The following is a 23776-nucleotide window of genomic DNA, read 5'->3' on the forward strand; positions in this document are numbered from 1 at the left end:
CCGCTCCCCTGTCATCGGCGCACCGGCACGGACTGACAGCCTTATTACGGCCGCCCGAAAGAGACTACTGCATATGGTCGCACCAGACGATTCGGCACGGTTCTTCGCGGCCGATGCCTTTGCACACCATACCGGGATAGAATGCATGGAGGTCGCACCCGGCAGGGCGGTGGTGAAGATGGAGGTTCGGGACTACCACAGAAACAGCCACGGCACGGTGCACGGCGGGGCGCTCTTCACCCTCGCGGATGCGGCCTTCGCCCTCGCCTCGAACTCCCACGGCATTCCGGCGGCGGCGATCAACGCAGAGATCTCGTACCTCGCGGCCGCACGGGAGGGAACGCTCTACGCCGAGGCGGAAGAGTTCGCCCAAAACCCGAAGATTGCCTCGTACACCGTCAGGATAACGAATGATGCCGGAGAGCGGATCGCCATCTTCCAGGGGATGGTCTACCGGAAGACGCCCCGGAACGTGTGAACCGGCAGACTGCATAGCCGGAGCATGGAAAAAGAAAAGGCGGGGTGTTACTCTTCCCTGAGCATCCGGTTGATAGCGGCGGCGGCCTTCTTCGCCGTGCCCATCGCCTCGATCACCGTCGCTGCTCCGGTGGCGATATCGCCGCCGGCGTAGACGTGGGGGATCGAGGTCTTCCCGTTCTCGTCGACAACGACGTTCCCCTTCCGGGTCCGCTCGAGCCCAGGGATAAGCGAGACGAGGAGCGGGTTCGGGCTCGTCCCGATGGCGATGATGACCATATCGACGTCGAGGGTAAACTCGCTCCCTTTCTCCTCCTGCGGGGAGGGGCGTCCGCTTGCGTCGAGCTTGCACATCGTCATCTTCACGCACTCGATCCCGGTGACGAACTGGTCGCCGATGATCCGGGTCGGGTTCGTGCAGGTGGCGAACTCGATACCCTCTTCCTTTGCGTGGTGCACCTCGGCGAGCCGTGCGGGCATATCCTCCTCACGGCGGCGGTAGATGAGGGTGACCTTCGCACCGAGCCTCCGGGCGACCCGGGCGGCATCCATCGCGACGTTCCCGCCGCCGACGACCGCGACCCGCGCACCGTGCTTCACAGGCGTGTCGAAGACGGGGAACCGGTCGGCGTGCATCAGGTTGACGCGGGTTAAGAACTCGTTCGCCGAGTAGACGCCGGGCAGGTTCTCCCCGGGAATGCCCATGAACGAGGGGAGCCCCGCACCCGTGGCGAGGAAGACCGCATCGTACTTGAGGAGATCGGCAGCGGAGAGGCTCCTCCCGACGAGATAGTTCTTCTTCAGCCCGACACCCATCTCGAGCACCTGGTCGATCTCGGTCTTCACGATCTCTTTCGGCAGGCGGAACGCGGGGATACCGTAGGTGAGAACGCCGCCGGCCTCGTGGAGTGACTCGAAGATAGTCACTGCGTGGCCGGCCCGGGCGAGCTCGGCCGCGGCGGTGATCCCGGCAGGTCCAGACCCGACGACGGCGACCCGCTTACCGGTCGGCTCGGCTTTTTCCGGGGAGACAAGCCCGTTCTGCTGCTCCCAGTCGGCGACGAACCGCTCAAGGGCACCGATCCGGATCGCCGTCTCCTTCTTTCCGAGGATACAGACACCCTCGCACTGGGTCTCCTGCGGGCATACACGGCCGCAGATGGCTGGGAGCATATTCTGCTCCTTCACGATCGCCGCCGCCTTCCTGAAGTTGCCTTCAGCGACCTCGGCGATGAAACCGGGGATATCGATGCAGACGGGACACCCGGCGACGCAGAGCGGCTTTTTGCACTGCAGGCAGCGCTCGGCTTCGGCGATCGCCTCGTCGACGGTCATGCCGAGATCGACTTCCTTGAAGTCGCGGACCCGGACGTCGGCCGCCCGGTCAGCCATGGTGGTGGCCTCCTTCACCGCACCGGCAGGTGTGCTCGGCGAACCGCTCCACCGCCGCCTTCTCCTGATCCGTGTAGATCCGCTGCCGCTGCATCAGCTCGACGAAATCGACCTGGTGGGCGTCGAACTCGGGGCCGTCGACGCAGGCGAACTTCGTCTCGCCGCCGACGGTTACCCGGCACGACCCGCACATCCCGGTGCCGTCGACCATGATGGGGTTTAAGCTGACGAACGTTTTGACGCCGTAGGGAACGGTTGCGGCAGAGGTGACCTTCATCATGATCGCAGGCCCGATGATCCAGACACGGTCGATCGTCCGGTGGTCGAGCTCCCGTTTGAGGACGTCGGCGGCATATCCGTGGAACCCTTTGCTGCCGTCGTCGGTGGTGATGAAGAGTTCGTCGCAGATCTCCCGCATCTCGTCTTCGAGGATGAGGAGCCCGGCGTTCCTCGCCCCGATGATCCCGATAACGTGGTTTCCTGCTTCTTTCAGCTCACGTGCGATGATCGGCAGGCAGGCGATCCCGGCACCCCCGCCGACGACACAAGCGGTGCCGAAGTTCTCAATCTCGCTCGGTTTTCCAAGCGGCCCGACGACATCCGCAAGAGCATCGCCTGCTTTCAGGGTTGCCAGGTGCTGGGTCGTCTTCCCGACTGCCATAAAGACCACCCGTACGGCGTCGCCGTTCACGGCAGAGATGGTGAGGGGTATGCGTTCTCCCTGTTCGTCGATCCGCAGGATCAAAAACTGTCCTGCCCGTGCGTTACGCGCCACCTGTGGGGCGCGTATCCAGAATTCATAGATCCTTTCAGCGATCTCACTCGCCGTATTCACTGTATACAACCGTGTCACTCCTGTTAGTGCCTTGGAATCGTGGGTATTTATTGTGTCTTCTGCCTCTTTACTGCATCTGTCGAAGCATACCCGGGATAGAATCCATAACAAGCATCTCGGAGCCATTTTGTCGCTCTGAACCTGGAACAGAGCCCGGAAATTCGCTGTAGCATCAGGATCCTGTGGGGCGCCATCCGACCTTCACTGCCTCGTATGGAAAAGCCATTATCCGTCCGGAGCACCGATACTACAGTATGAAGAGTCAGGTGAAGTGGGGAGCCGCGCTGATCCTCCTCGGGGTCGTCATCGCGCCCTTTGCTTTTCCCTTTCTCCTCTTCTACGCCGTCCCCCTTATCCTGATCGGAATCGCACTCGTCGTCTTCCGGTCGCGTGAGGATCGGATCGAGCAGATACAGGAGTGAATGAACGTGCTTCTATCAACGACAGAATTCGTGCCGGGTTACGAGACCACCGTCATCGGCGTGGTCTACGGCAACACCGTCAGGTCGAAACATATCGGAAAAGACATCATGTCGGGCTTGAAGAGCATCGTCGGCGGCGAACTCGAGGCATACACCGAGATGCTCAGCGAGTCGAGACTCGAGGCCATCAACCGCATGGTGAACACCGCAAAGGGCATGGGCGCGGACGCCGTGGTCGCTATCCGGTTCACCACCTCCGAGACGATGCCGGGCGCAGCGGAGATGCTCGCCTACGGAACGGCGGTGAAGCTGACTCCGAAGAAATAACTTTTTTAAAAATCGGTAGAGTAAGGGGGCACCCTCACTCGAGCTTGCGCACCTTCCGCGCTTTGACGGCGACGCCGCGCTTCGAGCGGAGCATCTCCCCGGCGCTCATCATCGCCCTTCCCGTGGCAAGAGCGGACTCGCCGACGATCAGCACCTCGTCGCCCTCACGGATAGCCGGGTCGGCATCCGTCACGCCGGGAGCGAGGACGTCCCCCTGCGGCACGAAGTTGTCGATCGCCACCCGGTAGCCCTCCGGGATCAGCTGCCACCCTTCGAAGGTCGGCCGGAAGAGGCCTGTCCCGGGATCGAGGCTGAAGAACTGCTGCTTGCCTTTGAGCACCGAGACCTGTGGGCCTTTACTCCGGACACGGAGGCCTCGCATATCCATATCCGTCCCGAACTGCCACGAGATCGTTCCCCGCACCATATCGGGCAGTATACGCCGCTCTCCCTGGAGCGCCGCATCAAGCGCCCGGAGCGAGGGGGCACTCGTCGGGCGGTCGCTGCAGGTCACTTCGAGCTCGATCCCGAGCGTCTCCGCAGCCATCTCCGCCACCGTGAGCGCTCCGCCCTCGAGGTGCGCGATCACCCGGCGGTAGGCGTGCTTTGCGAGGTAGCGGGCGAGGATATCGGCGATGAATGCGCACTCCTCCCGATCCCAGTACCCGGTCACCGGCACGTCGTAGTGGCCGGCGGGGTAGACGCGTTCGAGCTCCCGCGGCACGAGGCCGAGGGGCGAGGTGACGATCAGCTCGTGGCCGCGGTTCGCCACCGCAGCGATGAACTTCTTATGGCTCTGGGAGAGGCAGTAGGGCTTCCTCGCAGAGCAGGGGAGGAGCACCGCGACGTCGGTCCGCGTAGGGATGAAACGCTCGATGACGCGCTCGGCATACCGCCGCACCTCCGGACGGTTCTGGGACTCGGCAGAGTTCGCCCGCATCGTGATATCCCGTGCGATCGGAAGGTGGCGCTCCATGAAGGCGTAGTTCCGGTCGAGGAACCGCAGAATGCCGACCTGGTTTGCGTCCAGCCGGCAGCGCATCTCCATCAGCTCGCGGAGCTGCCCTGCCTCGATAAACCGCCTGACAAGGGCAATCTCCCGCTCGAGCGCGAGGCGGTTATGCTGTTTGAGGTCGCCTTCCCGGCACCCGACGCAGCCGCAGAGCCCCTCTTCCATCGCCGACGCCGGGAACTCTCCTTCGGGAGTGCAGAAGACGCCCCGGGCGGTCGCAAGATCGACGCCCGTGAAATCGAAGAGATCGAACCCCGAGTAGATGAGTATGGCGGCCGTCGACGGCAGTGCCGCGGCCGGTGCGTACCATGCCGTATCGGGAACGACCTGCTCTTTGAGGGCGACGAGCCACTCGACGTAGTTCCGGGGATTTTGAAGCGCCGTATGCCAGTCCGCCGCCATCACGGCGTCGCCGGAGGATGCGGTATTCTCCGCGGCCGGATGGATGGCGACCGGCTGGCCGGCGCCCACCGCGAGATACCGGCGGACGAACGAAGGGTCGGCGGCGAGAGGCACGTTCGAGAACGCCCGGGCGGCGAGATCGGGGAAGAGAATTTCGGTCTCCACCGCGGCCGGGAGGGAGAGGCCCCGGTCGCCGTCTTCGAAGGTGCTGATTCGCGCAAGGCCGTCCCGCTTCTTCGCTTCATACCTGCTCATCGTACACCTCCGCGCCGGGCACTTCCTCACGGACAACCGTCGCCCAGGCTGCACCGCACCTGACCGTGAACCTGCTCTCGGGGTGGGCGGCCATCAGGCTTCGGATTCCGGCGCACCCGCTCCGCACCATCGCGTCGTCGTACTCCGGTATCTCGCTCTGGCCGACCGGGAAGGTTTCACCGAGTTCCGGAGGGTACGGGCCGAAGGGGGGCTTGAACCCGAGCACCGTATCGAACCCGGGGAGTTCTCTGCCGTCGAAGGAGATGAGCACCCGTTCACCGAGCGTGATACGGGGGATCATCTGGTGGTAGCGGAGCACCTCCGTCCGGAAGCAACTCTCGTCGCCCCGGTAGAAGAACCGGCGCTTTGAGGCTCGGTCCTGCACCTCGAGCTCCGGGGCATGCTTGAGGAGCTCACGGTAGCCGGCAAGAAGCCGCGGGTGACTCCTACACCGCTCGTCGACGAGCTCCCAGAGCGTGCCGTCCTGGATCGCCTGCCGTATCCGGGCGATCTCCGCGAGCGTGACGTAGAGGTTGTGGAGGGCGAGCAGCCGTTCGCGGTCGGGGGACTTTTTGAGCTCCTCGGCAGTGTGCGTCCGGCAGACCCGGCATGCACAGGGGAGTTCCGCAAGTTCGTCCACCTTCAGGCTCCCGTGCGTCGTGATGTAGCGTCCCTCGCGGGCGAAGAGTGCGTATGCCGCCGAGTCGAAGAGGTCGCACCCCATCGCGACGGCGAGTGCGAACATCGAGGGATGGCCGGCGCCGAAGAGGTGGATACAGGTCGCCGGGGAGAGGCCGCGTTTTGCGGCGAGGACGACCTCGACGAGTTCCTTGTAGCGGTAGCTCTCCATCAGCGGGACGACCGCGCCTATCGGGCAGAAGGTAAACCCGAGCTCCTGCACCGCTGCTCCCGCCTCTTCACGAAGGTCGGTGTAGATGCCGCCCTGGACGGGGCCGGCGAGGTGCGCCTCCGGAAAGAGCGCCTGCCCTTCACGGATCCGCTCCATCGTGACCGCAAGTTCCGCCCGTGCGGTCTCGCGATCGGTGCCGGGCGGCGTCGGTATATCAAGGGGGACGACAATATCGCTGCCGATTGCCTGCTGGAACTCGAGAGTATCCCGGTTCGTGACCTCGACCTCGCCGTAGACCGAGAGCTGGAACGAGCCTGAGTCGGTCATGATCACGCCGTCGAAGTCAAGCACGGCATGGAGCCCTTCGGCGAGCGCCCGCTCCCGGAACTCGGTGCTCCTATTGAAGATATAGGCGTTCGTGATCAGCGCCTCGACGCCCATCTCCTGCATCTCGCGGGGCGTCACGAGCGGGAGATGAGGGTTGACGACAGGCAGGAGTGCCGGCGTCCGGATCGTCCTCTCACCGACTTTGAGCTTGCCGATACGTCCTGCAATGTCTTTATGGATGATTTCAAAGCTGATTGCCATTCGAGTTAAACCGCCTGCTCCTCAAATATCTGCCCCTCGAAGGTAAGTACGTTGACATCACCACGCTTCCAGCAGTCAGGATTCAGCCCCGCTTTCTGACAGGTGTGATCGAGGAACTCTCTGCTCTCCCAGTTGTATTCGACCGGCACCTGGGGGAGCAGAAGGCCGCTCGTGCCCATGCCGCTGACGATCAGGCCGTGCTTCCCGATGACGACGTTCGCCGGCCGTTCCGCCGGCGGACAGGTGAGCGGTTCGGGCAGCGTGAGCACGGTCACTTCAAGTTCGAGCTCGGAAAGTTCCCGCCCGGATACCGCCGGGAAACGCGGATCTTCGAGCGCCGCCGAGACCGCGGCCTCGACGATGGCGTCACCGAGGGGGCGGATGGGGTAAGGCAGGCCGATACAGCCGCGTAGCGTTCCCTGCCGCTTGATCGTCACAAACACGCCCCGTTTTTCATCGAAGATCGGCGGGAGCGCCGGGGGCGTATACCGCTCTCTGTTGACTGCATGCTCGATGGCCTTGCGGGCAACCTGCAGAGCGAGTCTTCCTTCTTCCGGAGTCAGCATATCCATCAGAGTGGGTCGTATGCCGTTGAATATGTTAGTCTTTTGCGGAGCCCGTGCGGGCAGGGGAGAGGTGAGGAGCACTAGGCAGAAGAGACGGGTATGGTATGCCGGAGGATCGTCGGACCGGCACCCTCCGGCCGAATGACGAGACTCACCTCCGCATCCCGCACCAGGGGTTCCGGCAGGCCGATCAGGATATCAAACGCCTCGCCGGGTGCGTGGCTGCCGGCGTTCGTCCACTCACCCCGTCCGGGGAGCGGCGTGTCGGTGTAGGAGAGGATGGCGATCCGATCACGGGTCATGACGGTCACGGTCGTCTGCTTGATATCAAGAGGTCGATCGGCCGCTACCGGGACGACCGTCAGTCTGAGGACATCGATCAGGGGAGACGAGGTAGTATGAGGTGTCCCGATCCCGACGACGTCACCAACGATCGCAAGAGACGGACTGCCGACCGGAGAAACCGGACAGGATGCATCGATGCCGCCTGCAAGCGGAGCCGTACTCGCACCGAGAGCCATATACGAAAAGAGAGTAGTGACGGCGATGAACGCCCCGAAGACCAGAGCAAGTTCGAGCTCGGTGCTGGCTTCGGGTGTGCCTCGGAAAGTCATGGTAAAATCAAAACGTAAGACTTTAATACTGATATTTAATAGTTCCGCTACCCTGAAGTAACCCTCACGGTACCGTCACCAATATGTAGCTGGCGCACCAATTGTATAGGGGAGAGGGAGAGGGCGGCCGACGGTGGCACAAACGTGCTGCTGAGGAAAGTCCTCCCACCGACCGGGAACGCAGCCGCATGCAAGTGCGGGTGGCGAGAGTCACGGCAATGGCACAGAAACGACACGGCCCATCGTCAGTAATGAAACGATCGAGCCCTTCGGGGCGATACCTAACTCGTTGAACGTAGCGATGGGATACGATGAAACGGTGAATCCCTGCGGGTGCAAGCCAAAACAGGGCAAATGGATCGCCTGGTATCCGCCCGGGTATGGCGCTTAGCTGAATGCCGCCATGAACAGAAGGAGGCTTACTCCTCCCACTCCTCACACATTCGGTCTCTTCTTATCCGGGATTGCACTGTCCTGTAGCTTCTTTTCCGTACCCCGAGAGCAGCTATAACCCGTCTTGAGGGAATTGTAGACTACCACGCAGAACTTACGGCTGCCGGAAAAGCCGGATCTCAACCCACAGGCTTTCATCCACAACCTGCAAGGGGCTCCCCGGGCATGAGAGGGGAAGGGATCCGGGGTCTATACCGCGTGCGAAACAGGGAAAACTTTCGGCCGTCAGAAAGGAGAATAAGTAAAGCCTAAATAACCCTTCGCCACGATATCTCATGATGTCTCCTGGCCAGAATCGTCAAACAGATGCACCTGCTTCGGCGTATCCATATGTTCTCCTGATCACCGCCGCCCTTGCTATAGTAACTACAATTTTCTGCCTTCAAGCAGGAATCACGAACGTTTTCCCCCACCTCTACTACCTTCCGATAGTGCTTGCTGCCTACTGGTATCCCCGTCGCGGGGTATCTTTTGCTCTCGTGATGGCAGTCACATACTGTGCACTTGTTCTGTTCCTCGGCTATACCGACATTGCTTCGCTTATCACTGCCGTCATCCGTGCCGCTGTATTCATCGGCATTGCCGCAGTTGTCGCATACCTTGCAGGACGGCTCCAGAATGATATGAAAGAATACCGTGCACTCTTCGAGTCTACCGGTACGGCCATGCTGCTCGTCGGGCGTGACGGTATCGTCGCTCGTATCAACGGCGAACTCGTGCGTATGCTGGGATACTCCCGGGATGCAACAGCCGGCACTATCCGGTGGGAAGAACTCGTTGCACCCGATGGGCGGGAAGCGGTCGGTGCACTGCTTGCAACCCGGGATCAGCAAAGCGGCACTGCACCTTCTTCCTTCGAAATGCGGGCTCTTAAGAAGGATGGCACCATCTTCGACGCGATGATGACCGTTGCGCCGGCACCGACCATGGGAGGCTACATCATCTCGTTGGTGGATATCTCGGAGCGAAAACAAGCAGAAGTAGCGCTAAAAGCATCAGAAACACGGCTCCGAACGACTCTGGACAGTCTGCAGGCAGGTGTCGTAATCATTGAGGAGGAGACGCACAGGATAACGGACGTGAATCCGGCAGCCGAAAAGATGATCGGCGCTGCCCGGGAAGAGATCATCGGTCACGTCTGCCACCGGTTCATCTGTCCTGCAGAAGAAGGCTCGTGCCCCATCACCAATCTCGGACAGCGCGTGGATTGTTCCGAACGGGTTGTCGTAAATCTGCAGGGCGAAAAGATCCCTGTCATCAAGACCGTAGCGCAGATGACCATTGATGGACGTGCATATCTCGTCGAGAATTTTGTCGACATCCGTGACCGAAAAGAGGCGGAACAAGCCCTCCTTGCCTATGTAACCGAAGCGGCACTCCGTTTAAAGCAGCCAGTCGAACTGATCCGCGATAACCTTGCAGACATTCTCCAGCAGGTGCATGACGGTGAAACCGCTCGTGAGATTGTAGAGACAGAGATCAAGGTTCAGATCATGAATGCCGACCGGATCGTTGACAACCTCCGTGATCTCGACTGTGCTATCGCGCAGGAGCGGAAGGAGATCCCCGAAGCATTCAGAGCATTCCTGTCCAGGTGAAGAGGAATGACCGTCAACCATATCAGGTTCGAAAATCAGGAGAAGAAGATAATCCTGGCACTCTCTTCCGCAACCAGAATAAAAGAGAATAATATCGCTCTCACCCGGGAGATAACGGAGCAGGGCATCACCGTTATCTACGTCTGCGCAAACATGCCGTCTCAGTATCTCGCGGATCTCTTTGCGAAGCGGGATATTGATATCTCACGAATCGAGTTTATCGACTGCATCACCAAGTATGCAGTGGGCTCTGTCCCGGATACCCAAGCGAGGATCAAATTCATCAGCCACCCGGGCAACCTCACCGATCTCGGCATTGCCGTTACGGACTTGCTGAAGAGGCATTCCGGAGAAGAGAGCCTGGTGTTCATCGATTCCGTTAATGCAATGCTGATCCATACACCATCCGACAGCCTGATAAAATTTGTCCACTTCATCACGAGCAAACTCCGCCTTCTGGAAGTCAAGGGAGTCATCCTCGCAGTGGAAACCGGCCTTGATCCCGTTCTCTTCTCACATCTGACATCATTTACGGACGAAGTGCTCACAATCAGCGATGAGGGCTGAGATCATCCCGGCATTCTTTAGCAGATGACGGCAGATAAGGCGGGTCAGCCAGGGAGAGCGAGTACGCACGGTGTCCGTACCGGAGCGTAACCACCGTGAACGCTTGTGATCCGTCTGAAGGACTGCTCACCGGCATTTCATATCCCGGAGAACTCCGGGTCACACCCGGGAGGCCATCCCCCTGTCGGTGTATCCGGGATCTCCGGCCACCCGGGATAATGCCCCAGATACCCCGGTTCCGGTTGCAGTACAGGATCTCCCGAATCCTGCTCCATGTAAAACGAGCAACTCACGAAACCCGATGATGGAAGAAAAACATCTCTGAAAAGGCCGCAGCTAACCGGGATACGAATTTCGGGCAGGGGATACTCCAAAAATACAGAAGGTCTCTCGAAAGCTTTCACCGCCGTTCGGTATACTGCCGGATGATTACTTCACATGACCGAAGAGGTTCACCCAATGAGATGGTTTCAGCAGAGCCGGAAAGCAGGAGGCTCCGGGGTTTTGTCCCGGCACCGTTCACACCCGCAAAACTGTATTCGCCGGAAGTGTATCACACCTTCCTCACCGGCTTGAGCTCAATCTCGTCGAACGTCGTGACGTGATCGCCGACGACCTGGCCGGCCTCGCCCATCCGGATCAGCACGAAGATCTCGGCGTCTGCATTCTCCATCGAGACGGCGTCGCCGTGCTCGGCCTTGACGACGAATCCTTCGGACTCGAGCTCGCTCCTGACGGCATCCGCCGTTCCGTAGGCAGAGAGTATGTCGTGCACTTTCCGGAGGATTCGCTGCTGGTCTTCTTTGTCAACGGCCATGCCTTCTCCTATGCCCGTGCTCGTATAAATCTTGCGAGGCTCAAAGGCTCGCTGTACCGAGCCGTAGGGAGAGGGGTCGAGAAAAGCATATTCTCGCATCCCATGCATAATGGTGCATAACCTTTAGATATTGAAATTACCATTGCTAATATCATGGACATCCCCACACCGGCGGAACTTCGGGAGAAAAGAACGCATCTTGGGCTGAAACAGGCAGACGTAGCCCGTATGGCGGGAATCAGCCAGTCGATGGTCGCCCGCATCGAGGCGGGCAGCGTCGATCCGAGGGTCAGCACGCTGATCAAGATCGTCAACGTCCTGAAGACCGCAGAGAACTCAGCCATCACGGCCGCGGATCTCATGCATACCCCGGTACAGAGCGTTTCCCCGGCCGAGCCGATCAGCCTCGCCGTGGAGATCATGGGGAAGAACGGGATCTCCCAGCTCCCTGTGATCGAGGACGGCGTGCCGGTGGGATGCATCTCGGAGTCTGCCATCATCAACGCGATGGAAGAAGGCGGCCTCCAGAAGACGCAGAACCACAGTGTCAGAGACTTCATGGAGCCCGGTTTTCCGACCGTTCCGCCGTCCATGCCGATAGAGACGGTCGTCCATATCCTGCAGCAGAACCATGCGGTGATCGTGGCCGATAAAGGAAAGGTGCAGGGTGTGATCACCAAGCACGACCTGATATCGCTGATCGTCTGATCAGAGCAGCGAGACGAGTTCGCGGAGCACCTTCTCGGGGTCGTCCGCCTTGACGACGCTCGATGCCAGCAGAACGCCGTGGGTGCCGAGGTCGAGTGCAATCTTCACGCACTCGCCCGACTGGATCCCGGCTCCGGTCAGCACTTTTACGCCATCGTGTACCTTCCGGACAGCGGCGACCGAGTTTTCGATAATCCCCGGATCTGCCTTCGATACCGAGACCCCGCTCCCGATCAGCTCCGGCGGTTCGATCGCCACGTAGTCGGGGGAAAGAGCTGCCGCGGCGGCGCTGGTCGGGACGTTGTTCGTGCAGACGACCGTCTCGAGCCGGACTCTCTTTGCCGCGGAGACGGCAGCTTCGATATCGGCGAGGGTGAGCCGCCGCTCCGAGTGGTTGATAAGCGTCCCATGGGCACCCGCGAGTTTCACGGCCTCGGGGAGGATGTGGCCGGTACCGGTGCCGGGGCTGATGCCGTCGATATGCTGGGCGTAGACGGGAATGGCGTAGTGGCGGCTGAGCGGGTGGATCTCCATAAACGACGGAGCGATACCGATAGTCACGCCGCTCTCGGCACTCACGGTCTCGGCAGCGGCGGCGATGCGGTGCGCCCGGTCGCCGATGCCCTCCTTGTAGGTCTTCAGGTTGATCAGAATCAGAGGTGACTCCATTTCAATCACTTCTGACTGATAGGGCACTCATTTTAATAAACGATAGCCCCGGGGAGAGGGGGCTACTCCTCTGAGGTGCCCCGGAGGAAGTGACCGGCGGTGATTCCGCCGCACGACCGCTGCTTCACCGCATCTTTCAGGCGTGGAGCGACGCCGCCCGACTCGATAGCTGTCCGGTATAATCCGGCCATCTCCCGTGCATACCGCCCGCCCCTGCCGCGTGCATCGATTACGAACGAATCGAGACCGGCTCCGATCAGGGCGGGCAGGTGATCGATCAGGGACGTCTCGACCGCGTTTGCAAGGTATGTCCTCCCCTCGCCGTCGATTCTGATCGGAAAGATGCGGCGTTTCGTATCCCGGATACCATAGAAAGCATCCCCCGTTTCTGCCCCCGCAACCCGGAGCAGGCGGTCTTCGGTGACCATCGCCTCAAGGTTGCCCTGGACGATGAACCCGAAGAGCATGCCGGAGCCGGTCTGCCGCACTCGTGCGACGAGACCCGCAAGATCGGCGCCCGAGAGTTCCGGCGAGAGCGTGAGGTACCGGAAGAGCGGGCTCATCCCGCCGACCGTCCGGTGATTCCAGATGTTGAGGCCCGCCGCACCGTAGAGCGGGAGATCGGGCACGGCCTCCGCTGCCGCCGCAGCCGCTCCGCTGCCGCTCACCATAACTCCGCCAAGTCCCGCAGCCGCGAGGGAAGGGAGGAGAGGGACGGCCACGTCGAGAAAACCGCGGGGGGTGATAGGCGGCCACTTCCAGATGAGATCAGCCCCTTCGCTCCTGCAGACTGCCGCCGCTTCGGCAAGGAGGGGGAGGAAAACGCCGGAATCTGCCCTGACCTGCGGCTCAAAGAAGACGGCGCCGGCTCCGCCTGCCGCCCCGCCCCGAACCTCGTCGATGGTCGCGGCATAGACGGCGACGGCGGGGTGCCGCGGTTCGTCCGACGGCACGGGATCTGCAGTCAGTGCGGGGAGGAATTCCCGGAGCCGCTCCGCCGCCGCTCGTACCGCTTCATCATCCGGCCTGTACGCGGCGGCGAGGGCTGAAGCGGCATGATCGAGGAACGACCTCCGCAGCCGGTTCAGATCGCCGATGGGAGCAAAGAGCCCGCCCGGATAGTCAAGCCGGAGATTCCGGATCGTAAACACCGTCCCGCCCGTCTTCGTCAGCTGCGCCGCGATCTGGTCCCCGGTAAGCGGGCGGCTCCGCGCCGGCTCCATCGCAGCATCGGATCGCATGCAGAACCGAATCTCCCGCCCATCCGGGGCAACGACCGTCCCCTCGAAGACGGGGACACGCTCCTCCCAGGACACCCGCATATCGAGCGGAAGCGGCGGGAGTTCGCGGGCGATGATGCTCCGGGCGCGCTCTTCGAGTCCCGCCCGCTTTGTCAGGAAGACCCGGGTGCCCCGGCCGACCGGCACCGGAGACGGAAGCAGTATTCGATTGCCCCGGACAGCCGGAGGCGACCGAAGCACCAGCCCCTCGTCACCGCCAGGCCTATCCCGGCAGAATACCAGCCCGTCGCCCGGAGCGGGGATGAAGTCTCCATCGCGGAGCACCGTCGCTTCCCTTCTGCCGGGGTCGTACCCGGTCACCGTCCCGATGAGAAGACCCCGGTTTCCGGGGAGGTCTCTGCCCATGATCGACGCATCGCCGAGGATGTGCCCGGCGGTAAAACCGCGGGAGAAGGCGAGCGCCAGATCCTGCATATCGTCCGGAGAAGGCGACCAGGTCCCGGCGGCAATGGCGTCGAGCGCCTGCCGGTAGATGTTCACAACCGTCGCGACATACTCCGGCGACCGCATCCGCCCCTCGATCTTGAGGGATGCGATCCCGGATGCTACGATGCGGTCGAGGTGCGGGTAGACCGCAAGGTCCCGGGTCGAGAGAAGGTACGTCTCGTCGAGAGGCACCGGGCGGAGATCCACAGGCCTGCCGTACTCGTCTTTCCGGCCGGCAACCAGATCGTACTGCCTTCGGCACGGCTGGGCGCACATTCCACGGTTCCCGCTCCGTCCGCCGATAACCGACGAGAGGAGGCACTGACCGGAGTAGCAGTAGCAGAGAGCACCGTGAATAAAGACCTCAAGCCCGATCCCGTATGCTTCCGCCGCTTCCCGGATCTCCTCAATCTCGGCGAGGGGCATCTCGCGTGCGAGCACGACGCGGGAAAAACCGTGCCCGGCAGCATATGCCACCCCTTCCCGGTTATGGATCGTCATCTGGGTCGATGCGTGGAGCGCAAGATCAGGTGCGAGTTCCCGTGCGAGTTTGGCGACGCCGGCATCCTGCACCAGCACGGCATCGGCACCCATCTCGTAGAGCCAGACAAGGTAGGCGGCGACGTCGGCGAGTTCGGCATCCCGGATCAGCGTATTGACCGTGACGTAGACGGAGACATCCCGGAGGTGAGCGTACTCGATCGCCCGCGCCAGATCCTCCTCGGTGAAGTTCGCCGCATACCGCCGGGCACCAAACCGCGTTCCACTCAGGTAGACGGCATCGGCCCCTGCCGCGACCGCCGCGACGAGCGCGTCGAAAGAGCCTGCGGGGGCAAGGAGCTCAGGGAGCGATCCGATCTGTCGTGGCTTTTTTTGCGAGATCTCCGATATCATAGCTTCTCCGGAAAGTATGCAGGTACGTGTGAGGGGCGGCACTATATGCGTATGCCCGGCCGGAGAGGGGAGCAGGCCTTATGAGGAGAGAGGCTCCAGCTTGTACGTATGCGGAAGGGGCAGCCGCTGGTCGGTATCATCGGCGCAGGGCATATGGGGAGCATGATGGCGGAGAGATTCCTCTCCTCCGGGGTGCTTGAACCCGGCGAGATCGCCGTCGCTTCCCGGTCGCGGAGAGGAACCGACCCGCTCCGGGAACGCTGGCCGGATATCACGGTTCTCCCCGACAATCAAAGCCTCGCACGCCTCTGCAGTGTTATCTTTCTCTGCGTCAGACCACCCGATATCGACACGGTGCTCGGTGAGATCGCCCCGGCGCTCTCCGGGAACGAACATATCGTCTCTATTGCGGCGGGAATACCCCTTGAACACCTGGAGAGACGGTATACCGGCCCGCTCTCGCGTGCTATGCCGAACGCCACCTCCGAGACCGGCCGCGGGATCACGCTCGTCTGCTACGGACGAGAGGTATCGAGAGATGCGGCACTCCGGATAGAGAAACTCCTCTCCGCGCTCGGCAGGGTGATCGAGGTCAGCGAGGAAAATCTCCCCGCCGCCACCGTCGTCTCCGGCTGCGGACCTGCGCTGATTGCGGCGATCATCGATGAACTCGCCGCTGCAGCCAGGCGGCAGAGCAGCCTCTCTTCGGAGGAGGCCGCGATGCTGGCGCGGGAGACGTTCATCGGAACCGCCGTGCTTCTGCAGAAGACAGATATGAGCGCCGCCAGTCTGGTAGAACGGGTGGCGACGCCGGGCGGCATCACCGAGGTGGGTATATCGTCGCTCCGGGAAGACCTCCCGGCAGCCTTCGACCGCATGTTCGAGCGGGCGCGTGCACGAGACGACGCCCTTGCAGCCGATCGGAAGAGCGCTCCCGAAAGATGAACAGGCTTAATACCGAATACCGACTGTATACCTCCAGATATGAAGATCGTCGCCTCCATCAACGATCCCGATATGCTTGACCTGGCCGTTTCGGCAGGTGCGAACTTCATCGAGCTGCGCCTCGACCTGATCGAAGACGATCTTGTGAGTACCATCGAACTGATACGGGCGAGAACAGTCATTCCGATAATCGCCACGCTTCGGAGCAGAGACGAAGGTGGACGGTTTACCGGGGATGCGGATGCGTGGTTCGAGATTGTAGATCCGCTCATCAGGCACGTCGATATCGTCGACGTGGAGGTGAGATACCGGGAACATGCACCGGCCATAAAGACGCACGGCGTGCAGATCATCGCGTCGCACCACCGCCCGGAGATGCCGGACCGGCTCGAGCTCGATGCAATCGAGAGCGACCTCCGAGCGTTCGGGGATATCCCGAAGATCGCCGTCGGCCCGCAGTCGCAGGCCGACGTACTCGCCCTCCTCGCGTTCACCGCTGAAGCGCAAAAACCGATCTGCGTCAGCATCGTGGGGGACAAGTACCGCTATACCCGTGCCCTCCTCCCGCTCTTCGGTTCGGAGTTCGCGTACTGCCATGCCGGAACCCCGACGGCAAAGGGGCAATACCACGTCGAGGAACTCAAGCAGCTCCTCGAGATGCTCCAGTAACTCACTCTTTTCTTGCGGAGAACCCGCGGTACTTCTCCTGCTCAAGGAGAGCGTCGAGGATCACGAGCGCCGTCATGCACTCGGCGACCGGCACGATCCGCACGGCGATGCAGGGGTCGTGACGACCGCCGATCCGTATCTTCCGCTCGTCTCCGCCCGTATCGATCGTCGCCTGCTCCATCTCGATCGAGGGCGTGGGCTTGACGGCGATCCTTGCCACGATCGGCTGACCGGTGCTGATCCCACCGAGGATCCCGCCGGCGTTATTGCCGGCGAACCCGTCAGGGGTGATCGGATCGTTGTTCTCGCTCCCGCGCATCCGTGCTGCGGCGAACCCGGCTCCGATCTCGACGCCCTTCACCGCACCGATGCCCATAAGGGCGGCGGCGATCAGTGCGTCGAGCTTCGCAAAGACCGGATCGCCGAGCCCCGCCGGACACCCGGAGACGACGACCTCCACGATCCCGCCGACGGAGTCACCCTCCTGCCGTGCGGTGCGGATCGCCTCTTCCATCCCTTCGGGAGTGGTCTTTCCGTGGATCTCAGAGATCCGCCCGGCAACACCGATCCCGTAGCGCTCGAGGCATTTTGCCGCAACCGCGCCTGCCGCGACGCGGGAGAGCGTCTCCCGGCCGGAACTCCGTCCGCCTCCCCGGTGGTCGCGGATACCGTACTTCGCGGTGTACGAGTAGTCGGCGTGGCCGGGGCGGAAGATATCGCGGAGCGCGTCGTAGTCGCCGGACTCCTGATTCCGGTTGTAGACGACGAGAGCGATCGGCGTCCCGGTCGTGACGCCCTCGAAGGTGCCGGAGAGGATCTCGACTCTGTCCGCCTCTCTCCTGGGGGAGACCAGGCTGCTCGTCCCCGGCCTCCTCCTGTCGAGGCAGGGTTGGATATCCGCCTCGGTGAGGGCGATACCGGCGGGGCAGCCGTCGATGACGGCGCCGAGCGCCTTTCCGTGGCTTTCGCCGAAGGTCGTTACCCGAAAGTTTCTCCCAAACGTATTCATTGCATCATCTCCCGCACGCACGCCGCGTCAACGGCGATGCCGGTGATCAGGCGGAACTGCGCTGCGGCCTGGTGGACGAACATCTCGGTGCCCGGGATAGTCTCGCAGCCCATCATCCGCGCCTCCCGGATGAGCTTCGTCTCGGGGGGTGTGTAGACGAGGTCGAAGACCGTCATCCCCCGCTCGAGACGGTCTGCCGGAAGAGGGCTCCGCCTCGCATCTTCCATCCCGACCGGGGTCGTGTTGACGACGACGTCGGTGTCCCGCCCCTCGAACTCGTCGAACCCGCCCCACGCGCATCCGAACCGTTCCGCAAGAATCCGGGCTCGCTCGCGGGTCCGGTTCAGCACGGTCACCGCCATGTCGAGATCCCGGAGCGCGTAGACCGTCGCCGCTGCCGCACCTCCCGCACCGAGCACGACCGCTCTCGCACCCCGCCGGTGCTCGAGCGGCATCTTCACGCCGAGCCAGTCGGTGTTGAATCCGTGCAGCCTTCCGCCGCACTGGACAACCGTGTTGACCGCCCCGATTGCGGCGGCATCCGCGTCGACCTCATCGAGGAACGGAATAATATCCTGCTTGAACGGGATGGTGACGGAGAGCCCCCGGACGTCGAGGGCGCGTGCGAGCCTGACGATCGGTTCTACCGTAGGCCACTCGAACCGCGTATAGTAGTAATGTAACCCGTACTCCTCAAAGAGCCTGTTGTAGAGGGCGGGGCTCCTGCTGTGCGAGCAGGGGTTGCCGGCGATGCCGCAGATCCGGGTGAGCGGGTCGCGCTCTCGCACCGCCATAAGGTCCCCCGGAACGCTGAAGCCGCCCGGCATCGCCGGCACTGCGGTGAGCAGGGCGGCAAGCTTCTCGACAGTCTCCCCGACGCTGCATGAGCCGGTATCGATGCAGACATCAGCGCTTGAAAGGTATGCGAGCCGTCTCTCTCGGAGAACCTCGCGTATCTCATCCCGAAGCGGGAGCACCGTGAGCCCCGGCCGGTCGCTGCCCCGGATACGCTCCTCGATGACTGCAGGATCGGCCGTCAGCAGAACAACCGTCCCGTCCCTGCGGAGCATCGCCACGTTCGCCGGGTCGGTGACCGCCCCTCCGCCGGTGCTGACGACACCGTTGAAATTCCGGAGCGACGCGATAACCTCTCTCTCGATACGCCGGAACGCCGTTTCGCCCCGTTGCTCGAAGATCTCCGGGATAGCGATCCCCGCCTTCTCCTCGATCAGGGCATCGGTATCGGCAAACGGAAGGCCGAGGCGGTGAGCAAGCCGCCGTCCGACGGCCGTCTTCCCGGTGCCCCGATACCCGGTCAGGACGATCTTCATAGCAGCCCCGCTCCTCTGAGGGCGTCCCAGAACCCGGGGAACGACTTGCCGACGCACTCCGCATCCCGGATCGTCATCCCCCCGACCCCGAGGCCGAGGACGGCGAAGCTCATGGCAGTCCTGTGATCGTCGACCGGGTTGACCGTCACGCCGTGCAGCGGGGCGGGGGTGATGGTGATCCGGTCGGCGCCGACCGAGACGCCGGCCCCCATCCTCTGCAGGTTCTCTGCCGTGACCCGGACGCGGTCGCTCTCCTTGTACTGCAGGTGCCCGACCCCGGTGATCGTCGTCGGCGTCGCTGCCGTGGCCGCCACGACCGCGAGGGTCTGGACCGTATCAGGCGCGGAGGACATATCGATGGTGATGCCGAAGAGTTCGTCCTCCCGCGTGACGGTCACCGTATCGCCCGATGCCGCAACGAGGCACCCCATCGCTTCGAGCGCGTCGAGGAACCGCCGGTCGCCCTGCACCGACGCGGGGGAGAGGCAGTTTACGCGGACGGTGCCGCCGCAGATCGCTGCAACGGCGAAGAAGTAGGAGGCCGACGAGTAGTCGCCCTCGACGGTGTACTCCCTGCCGGTGTAGCGGGTGCCGCGCCGCACCCGGAACCGCGTATACCCATCCCGCCCGACCGTGGCGCCGAACGCCTCCATGACGTCGACCGTCACGTCGAGGTACGAGCGGGATGCAGGCATCTCCGGGACTTTGAGCTCGACGTCGCCGTCGGCGGAGGGTCCGGCCATCAGGATCGAGGATATGAACTGGCTGCTCATACTCGCATCGACGGCGGCCGTCCCGCCGGAGAAGCGCCCCTCGACCCGTATCGGGGGATAGCCGGATCTCCCGAGGTACGCGACCTCGCCGCCAAGGGCACGGAGCGCCTCGACGAGCGGTCCGAGAGGCCGTTCCAGCATCCGCCGGTTCCCGGTGAGCACCACCGGACGCGGCGAGACGAGGGCTATCGAGGAGAGGAGCCGGAGACTCGTCCCGGAGTTGCCGAGATCGAGCGTGACCGGATCTCCGCCCGGAAGCGCCCCGCCGGTTCCGTCGATGACGATCTCGTTGTCACCCCAGTCGACCGGGACGCCGAGGCTCCGGAGCGCCCGGGCGGTCAGGCGGGTATCCTCGGCGTCGAGCGGGCGGCAGATCCGGCTCCGGCCCGCAGCGAGCGAGGCGGCGATCAGCGCCCGGTGAGTATAGCTCTTCGAGGGCGGAGCAGAGAAGGTAACGTCCACCACGGGACTCCGGGAGATGTTTACGTCCATGCCGGCACCTCCCTTCGGGTGTAGCAGCCGAGCTCTTTGACCACGGTCATCCTTCTGAGGTCTTCCCTCGCCTCCTCCCACCCGGGTGCGAGATCGAAATCGATGAAGAAGACATACTGCCCCATCCCCCGCCGGGAGGGGCGCGACTCGATCCTCGTTAAGTTGATAGAGCGGGAGGCAAAGACCCCGAGAAGGTCATGGAGCAGGCCGGCCCGGTTCGCAGCCGGGTCGACGAGGATGCTGCATCTCGTGCAGCCTGCGTCGTCCCGCGGCGTCGCCGATATCCGGACGAACCGGGTGACGTTCTCGCTGCTGTTCTGCACATCCCGCCGCAGAACCGGGAGCCGGTAGATCTCTGCGGCGCTCAAGGAGACAACGGCTCCCGCATCCTCACGCTCGAGCATGGCAAGCGCACTCGCCGCGTTGCTGCTGGTATGCACGATCCCGACCCCGAGCCGGTCGAGGAAACCGCTGCACTGCTCGTGCGTCTGGGGGTGGGCGTAGATCACAGCAAGGTCGCCGGGATCGCATCGGGCTGCAAAATGGTGGCGGATCGGCATGTACGCTTCCTCGACGATGAAGACGTTGGCATCCTGAAGCCCCCTGAGGGTCGACCCGACACCGCCCGCTTCGCTGTTCTCGATCGGCACGAGGCCGTCCGACTCTCCGGAGGCGACCGCCCCGATGATCTTTCCGATCGTAGGGAGCAGCTCGATATCGTCGCCGTAGAGCCGGAGGGCAAGTTCGTGGCTGAAGGTTCCGGCAGGGCCGAGCGTTAGAACGGTCATCGCGTCACCATATACCTGATAAGATCGTCGGTCTCTTCCGTGGCGGTTTTCCCATAGGAGGCGTAGTGATCGGTGTTCTTCGCGAAGAACTCACGGAAGGCAGCAGGATCGCCCGCTTCCACGATGGTGCGGAGATGCTTTACGGCATCCTCGAACGCTGCCAGTACCTCGGGCACGGCCGGATTTTCCCGGAGCATATCGCCGTAGAGGTCGGCGTCCTGGGCGAGCAGCCGCCCGATCAGACCCATCTGGATCCGGTAGATCGGGCTTGTGAACGCAAGCGACTCCTCAACGTCCACCCCGGTACGCCGGATCGTATCGGCCGCACAGAGGGTTGCAAAGTGCGTCAGCCCCTGGATGACCGCCATCATCCGGTCATGCTCCTCGGGCGTCGCGAATGTCAGTACCGCTCCCTGCTCGCGGAAGACGCCGAGCAGGCGGTCGAGCGCCGCCCCGCCGCACCGTGCGGGAGTGACGATGATCGTCTGGTTTCGGAGCGACTCCGCACCGGGTCCGAACATCGGGTGCAGTCCCACGACAGCGGCTTTCGTGGCGAGCATCGCGCGGACGGGCTCCACCTTCAGCGAGGTGATGTCGCAGAGGATCTGCTCCTCCGTAAGCACCGGGGCAACCTCGCCGATAACCTCTATCGTCCTTCTTATCGGAACCGCGACCATGACCGCGTCCGCTCTCTCCGCCACTTCGCGGTTCGAAAGCGGCGTTTCCGGTCCCGATACAATGACGTCCCATCCGGCGGCAGCAAAGACGGACGCGAAGAACCGTCCCATCTTCCCGGTGCCGCCGATGATCCCTGCCAGCATGCGCTCACTTCTCAAGGATCGTCTCCTTCACCGCGATCCCGAAGTGGCGGCCGCCCTCCGTCGCCGACCCGAGGATCCGGTCGCCCTCTTTGAGGTCGACGACCGAGATCGCACCGCCGTCCTCGGCGACGAGGCGTATCGTCTCGGCGTTCTGGAGGATCAGGCCGACGCGGGCGTCGCCTGACTCGGCCTCGACGAGGAGGAGCGGCCGGCGTTCAATCTTCACCCGCCCGACCACCGCATCGGTCGTCCTGCCGCCGCGTTCCGCGACCGCGACGTGGTCTCCGACCTTCAGGTCGGCGAGGTACGCCGTCTTCCCGCCGGGAAGCATGATGTAGGCATGGACAGCACCGGCGTTGACACGGAACGGCCGGGGTGCCACGTAGGGGTTCTCGAGCGTCTCCGGGTGCACGAGCAGGAAGGCAGAGGAGGTGTTCCCGACGAGCATTCCCTGCCCGTCTGCGAGGAGCGAGCAGGTATCGACGCAGACCCGGTCGCCCATCCCGACCGGCCGGATGCCGGTGACGGTGAAAGGAATGAGGGCGGTGCTCCCCCCGGAGGCGGATACCAGCGATGCGACTTCACGGATGACGGCCGGATCGCGGGTCTTCAGCAGAATTCCCGCAACACCGCGCTCAAGGACGGTCAGCGCGATCTCCGCTTCGGCACGGCTCGTCACGGCCGCGATGATACGATCGGACGCCGCGACCAGATTCTCGAGCGGGATCACCGTCCAGTCCCCGGTGCTGACGATCACGTATCCCTTCCGCGAGAGCCTGACCGCCTCCTCTTCACTCTCCTTGTCCACGATCGCGACCTCGAAGACATCTTCCCCGGGGACAAGGTCGCCGCCCGGGGCGATCGCCGTCGTCCGGGCAAGTTCGCGGAGGTCTTCCGCACGGTCGACCACGAGGGCATCCGCACCGCTCTCGATGGCGGTCGTGGCAAGATCCTTATCCCACGGCCGGATATCGACCCAGAAGATCTTCATCCTTCCATCTCCAGCGCCCGGGCAGGGTCGGTTCCGTCGTGCACCACCCGGCAGATCGCCTGAATGAACTGGCGCGGATTATCGCGCTGGAACGCGTTCCTGCCCATGCAGACACCGGCGGCTCCTGCCGCCACGGCCTCCCGGATGGTCGTCAGTGTCTCGATGTCGCCGCCTTTCTCACCTCCCGCGACCATCACGGGAACCGAGCATGCATCCGTGATCTGGCGGAACGACGCCGCATCCCCGGTGTAGTTCGTCTTGATGAGGTCGGCACCGAGTTCCTCCGCCACCCGGACGCAGTGGCCGAGTGCCGTCGGAGAAGTCGGATCGATCCCTTCGCCGCGGGGGTAGATCATGATGAGGAGCGGCATTCCCCAGCGGTTGCACTCTTTCGAGACCTGCCCTGCGGACTCGATCATCCTTGATTCGTTCGGCGCACCGAGATTGATATGGATCGAGACCGCGTCCGCACCGAGAGCGATCGCCTCCTCGACGGTGCAGACGAGCACCTTGTCGTTCGGGTCGGGGTTCATCGAGGTGCTTGCCGAGAGATGGACGATGAGCCCGATATCCCGGCCGTGCTTCCGGTGGCCGCCCTTGACCATCCCTTTATGCAGGACGATGGCGTTTGCACCCGCTTCGCTGACCTCGGAGACGATCTCCGTCATGTTGCGGAGCCCTTCGATCTGCCCGAGCGTAAACCCGTGATCCATGGGGATGATCACCGATCTGCCCGTATTCCGGTTCATGATTCGTTCAAGCCGTATCTCTTTTCCTATCATCT

24 protein-coding genes and 1 other RNA gene are annotated in these 23776 nt (G+C 62.9%); 9 read left to right on the plus strand and 16 right to left on the minus strand.

What is annotated here, in order from left to right:
• Nucleotides 1–73 precede the first annotated feature (73 nt).
• The gene (locus ABH15_RS10620) at nucleotides 74–478 is read left to right on the plus strand and encodes a PaaI family thioesterase (protein WP_128694378.1); all 405 of its coding nucleotides are present in this window, start codon (nucleotides 74–76) and stop codon (nucleotides 476–478) included.
• A gap of 47 nt (nucleotides 479–525) precedes the next feature.
• On the opposite strand, the gene gltA is transcribed toward ABH15_RS10620, so the two are convergent.
• Nucleotides 526–1869: an NADPH-dependent glutamate synthase gene (gene gltA / locus ABH15_RS10625; RefSeq protein WP_128694379.1), complete on the minus strand. Its 1344-nt coding sequence runs from the start codon at nucleotides 1867–1869 to the stop codon at nucleotides 526–528.
• Nucleotides 1862–2722 carry a sulfide/dihydroorotate dehydrogenase-like FAD/NAD-binding protein gene (locus ABH15_RS10630; protein WP_241648090.1) on the minus strand — a complete coding sequence of 287 codons (861 nt, stop codon included), beginning with the start codon at nucleotides 2720–2722 and terminating at the stop codon, nucleotides 1862–1864. The genes gltA and ABH15_RS10630 overlap by 8 nt, the downstream gene beginning before the upstream one ends.
• 236 nt (nucleotides 2723–2958) lie before the next feature.
• Between ABH15_RS10630 and ABH15_RS13700 the strand changes: the two genes are divergently transcribed.
• Complete coding sequence (locus tag ABH15_RS13700) at nucleotides 2959–3126, plus strand: hypothetical protein (protein WP_164913736.1); 168 nt, start codon at nucleotides 2959–2961, stop codon at nucleotides 3124–3126.
• Complete coding sequence (locus ABH15_RS10635; RefSeq protein WP_128694381.1) at nucleotides 3127–3453, plus strand: YbjQ family protein; 327 nt, start codon at nucleotides 3127–3129, stop codon at nucleotides 3451–3453.
• Nucleotides 3454–3487: 34 nt separating this feature from the next.
• Here ABH15_RS10635 and arcS read toward each other — a convergent pair whose 3' ends face one another.
• The 4 genes from arcS to ABH15_RS10655 all read right to left on the minus strand — a co-directional run bounded on the left by arcS (nucleotide 3488) and on the right by ABH15_RS10655 (nucleotide 7740).
• Nucleotides 3488–5122 (minus strand): archaeosine synthase subunit alpha, encoded by a 1635-nt coding sequence (gene arcS, locus ABH15_RS10640; RefSeq protein ID WP_128694382.1) that lies wholly within the window; start codon nucleotides 5120–5122, stop codon nucleotides 3488–3490.
• Complete coding sequence (tgtA, locus tag ABH15_RS10645) at nucleotides 5109–6560, minus strand: tRNA guanosine(15) transglycosylase TgtA (RefSeq protein WP_128694383.1); 1452 nt, start codon at nucleotides 6558–6560, stop codon at nucleotides 5109–5111. The genes arcS and tgtA overlap by 14 nt, the downstream gene beginning before the upstream one ends.
• Nucleotides 6561–6565: 5 nt before the next feature.
• A complete protein-coding gene (locus ABH15_RS10650) occupies nucleotides 6566–7132 on the minus strand; it encodes a TIGR00296 family protein (protein ID WP_128694384.1) in 567 nt (188 codons plus the stop codon).
• A 74-nt stretch (nucleotides 7133–7206) separates the two neighbouring features.
• Nucleotides 7207–7740, minus strand: coding sequence for a hypothetical protein (locus ABH15_RS10655; protein ID WP_128694385.1), 534 nt, complete (start codon nucleotides 7738–7740; stop codon nucleotides 7207–7209).
• 111 nt (nucleotides 7741–7851) lie between these two features.
• Between ABH15_RS10655 and rnpB the strand changes: the two genes are divergently transcribed.
• The 3 genes from rnpB to ABH15_RS10670 all read left to right on the plus strand — a co-directional run bounded on the left by rnpB (nucleotide 7852) and on the right by ABH15_RS10670 (nucleotide 10358).
• An RNA gene (gene rnpB, locus ABH15_RS10660) (RNase P RNA component) lies at nucleotides 7852–8174 on the plus strand.
• 501 nt (nucleotides 8175–8675) lie between these two features.
• On the plus strand, nucleotides 8676–9791 hold the full coding sequence (locus ABH15_RS10665; RefSeq protein ID WP_164913737.1) for a PAS domain-containing protein: 1116 nt from the start codon (nucleotides 8676–8678) through the stop codon (nucleotides 9789–9791).
• Nucleotides 9792–9797: 6 nt separating this feature from the next.
• Nucleotides 9798–10358: a DUF7504 family protein gene (locus ABH15_RS10670; RefSeq protein ID WP_128694387.1), complete on the plus strand. Its 561-nt coding sequence runs from the start codon at nucleotides 9798–9800 to the stop codon at nucleotides 10356–10358.
• A 553-nt stretch (nucleotides 10359–10911) separates the two neighbouring features.
• Here ABH15_RS10670 and ABH15_RS10675 read toward each other — a convergent pair.
• Nucleotides 10912–11175 carry a hypothetical protein gene (locus ABH15_RS10675; RefSeq protein ID WP_128694388.1) on the minus strand — a complete coding sequence of 88 codons (264 nt, stop codon included), beginning with the start codon at nucleotides 11173–11175 and terminating at the stop codon, nucleotides 10912–10914.
• 153 nt (nucleotides 11176–11328) lie between these two features.
• On the opposite strand from ABH15_RS10675, the gene ABH15_RS10680 reads away from it, so the two are divergent.
• Nucleotides 11329–11883, plus strand: a complete 555-nt coding sequence (locus ABH15_RS10680) for a CBS domain-containing protein (RefSeq protein WP_128694389.1) — start codon at nucleotides 11329–11331, stop codon at nucleotides 11881–11883.
• On the opposite strand, the gene tpiA is transcribed toward ABH15_RS10680, so the two are convergent.
• Together tpiA and ABH15_RS10690 are read right to left on the minus strand one after the other, a co-directional pair.
• Entirely contained in the window at nucleotides 11884–12552 is a 669-nt protein-coding gene (gene tpiA / locus ABH15_RS10685; protein WP_128694390.1) for a triose-phosphate isomerase, read from the minus strand.
• 62 nt (nucleotides 12553–12614) lie between these two features.
• A complete protein-coding gene (locus tag ABH15_RS10690; protein WP_128694391.1) occupies nucleotides 12615–15173 on the minus strand; it encodes a U32 family peptidase in 2559 nt (852 codons plus the stop codon).
• Nucleotides 15174–15281: 108 nt separating this feature from the next.
• Here ABH15_RS10690 and ABH15_RS10695 point away from each other — a divergent pair, with 108 nt between their 5' ends.
• Together ABH15_RS10695 and ABH15_RS10700 are read left to right on the plus strand one after the other, a co-directional pair.
• On the plus strand, nucleotides 15282–16118 hold the full coding sequence (locus ABH15_RS10695) for a pyrroline-5-carboxylate reductase family protein (protein WP_128694392.1): 837 nt from the start codon (nucleotides 15282–15284) through the stop codon (nucleotides 16116–16118).
• 39 nt (nucleotides 16119–16157) lie between these two features.
• Nucleotides 16158–16787: a type I 3-dehydroquinate dehydratase gene (locus ABH15_RS10700; RefSeq protein ID WP_128694393.1), complete on the plus strand. Its 630-nt coding sequence runs from the start codon at nucleotides 16158–16160 to the stop codon at nucleotides 16785–16787.
• Nucleotide 16788: 1 nt separating this feature from the next.
• On the opposite strand, the gene ABH15_RS10705 is transcribed toward ABH15_RS10700, so the two are convergent.
• Genes ABH15_RS10705 through ABH15_RS10735 form a run of 7 tightly spaced genes read right to left on the minus strand, consistent with a single transcriptional unit; the run spans nucleotide 16789 to nucleotide 23774 of the window.
• The gene (locus ABH15_RS10705; RefSeq protein ID WP_128694394.1) at nucleotides 16789–17796 is read right to left on the minus strand and encodes a chorismate synthase; all 1008 of its coding nucleotides are present in this window, start codon (nucleotides 17794–17796) and stop codon (nucleotides 16789–16791) included.
• On the minus strand, nucleotides 17793–19127 hold the full coding sequence (gene aroE / locus ABH15_RS10710; protein ID WP_128694395.1) for a shikimate dehydrogenase: 1335 nt from the start codon (nucleotides 19125–19127) through the stop codon (nucleotides 17793–17795). The genes ABH15_RS10705 and aroE overlap by 4 nt, the downstream gene beginning before the upstream one ends.
• A complete protein-coding gene (aroA, locus tag ABH15_RS10715; RefSeq protein WP_128694396.1) occupies nucleotides 19124–20392 on the minus strand; it encodes a 3-phosphoshikimate 1-carboxyvinyltransferase in 1269 nt (422 codons plus the stop codon). Before aroA ends, aroE begins: the two co-directional genes overlap by 4 nt.
• Entirely contained in the window at nucleotides 20383–21180 is a 798-nt protein-coding gene (locus ABH15_RS10720; RefSeq protein WP_128694397.1) for a prephenate dehydratase, read from the minus strand. The genes aroA and ABH15_RS10720 overlap by 10 nt, the downstream gene beginning before the upstream one ends.
• A complete protein-coding gene (locus ABH15_RS10725) occupies nucleotides 21177–22016 on the minus strand; it encodes a prephenate dehydrogenase/arogenate dehydrogenase family protein (RefSeq protein ID WP_338323534.1) in 840 nt (279 codons plus the stop codon). The genes ABH15_RS10720 and ABH15_RS10725 overlap by 4 nt, the downstream gene beginning before the upstream one ends.
• Nucleotides 22006–22992 carry a 3-dehydroquinate synthase II gene (locus tag ABH15_RS10730; RefSeq protein ID WP_128694398.1) on the minus strand — a complete coding sequence of 329 codons (987 nt, stop codon included), beginning with the start codon at nucleotides 22990–22992 and terminating at the stop codon, nucleotides 22006–22008. Before ABH15_RS10730 ends, ABH15_RS10725 begins: the two co-directional genes overlap by 11 nt.
• Nucleotides 22989–23774, minus strand: a complete 786-nt coding sequence (locus tag ABH15_RS10735) for a 2-amino-3,7-dideoxy-D-threo-hept-6-ulosonate synthase (protein WP_128694399.1) — start codon at nucleotides 23772–23774, stop codon at nucleotides 22989–22991. The genes ABH15_RS10730 and ABH15_RS10735 overlap by 4 nt, the downstream gene beginning before the upstream one ends.
• Nucleotides 23775–23776: the final 2 nt, after the last annotated feature.

Source organism: Methanoculleus taiwanensis, assembly GCF_004102725.1.
GTDB classification, from domain to species: domain Archaea; phylum Halobacteriota; class Methanomicrobia; order Methanomicrobiales; family Methanoculleaceae; genus Methanoculleus_A; species Methanoculleus_A taiwanensis.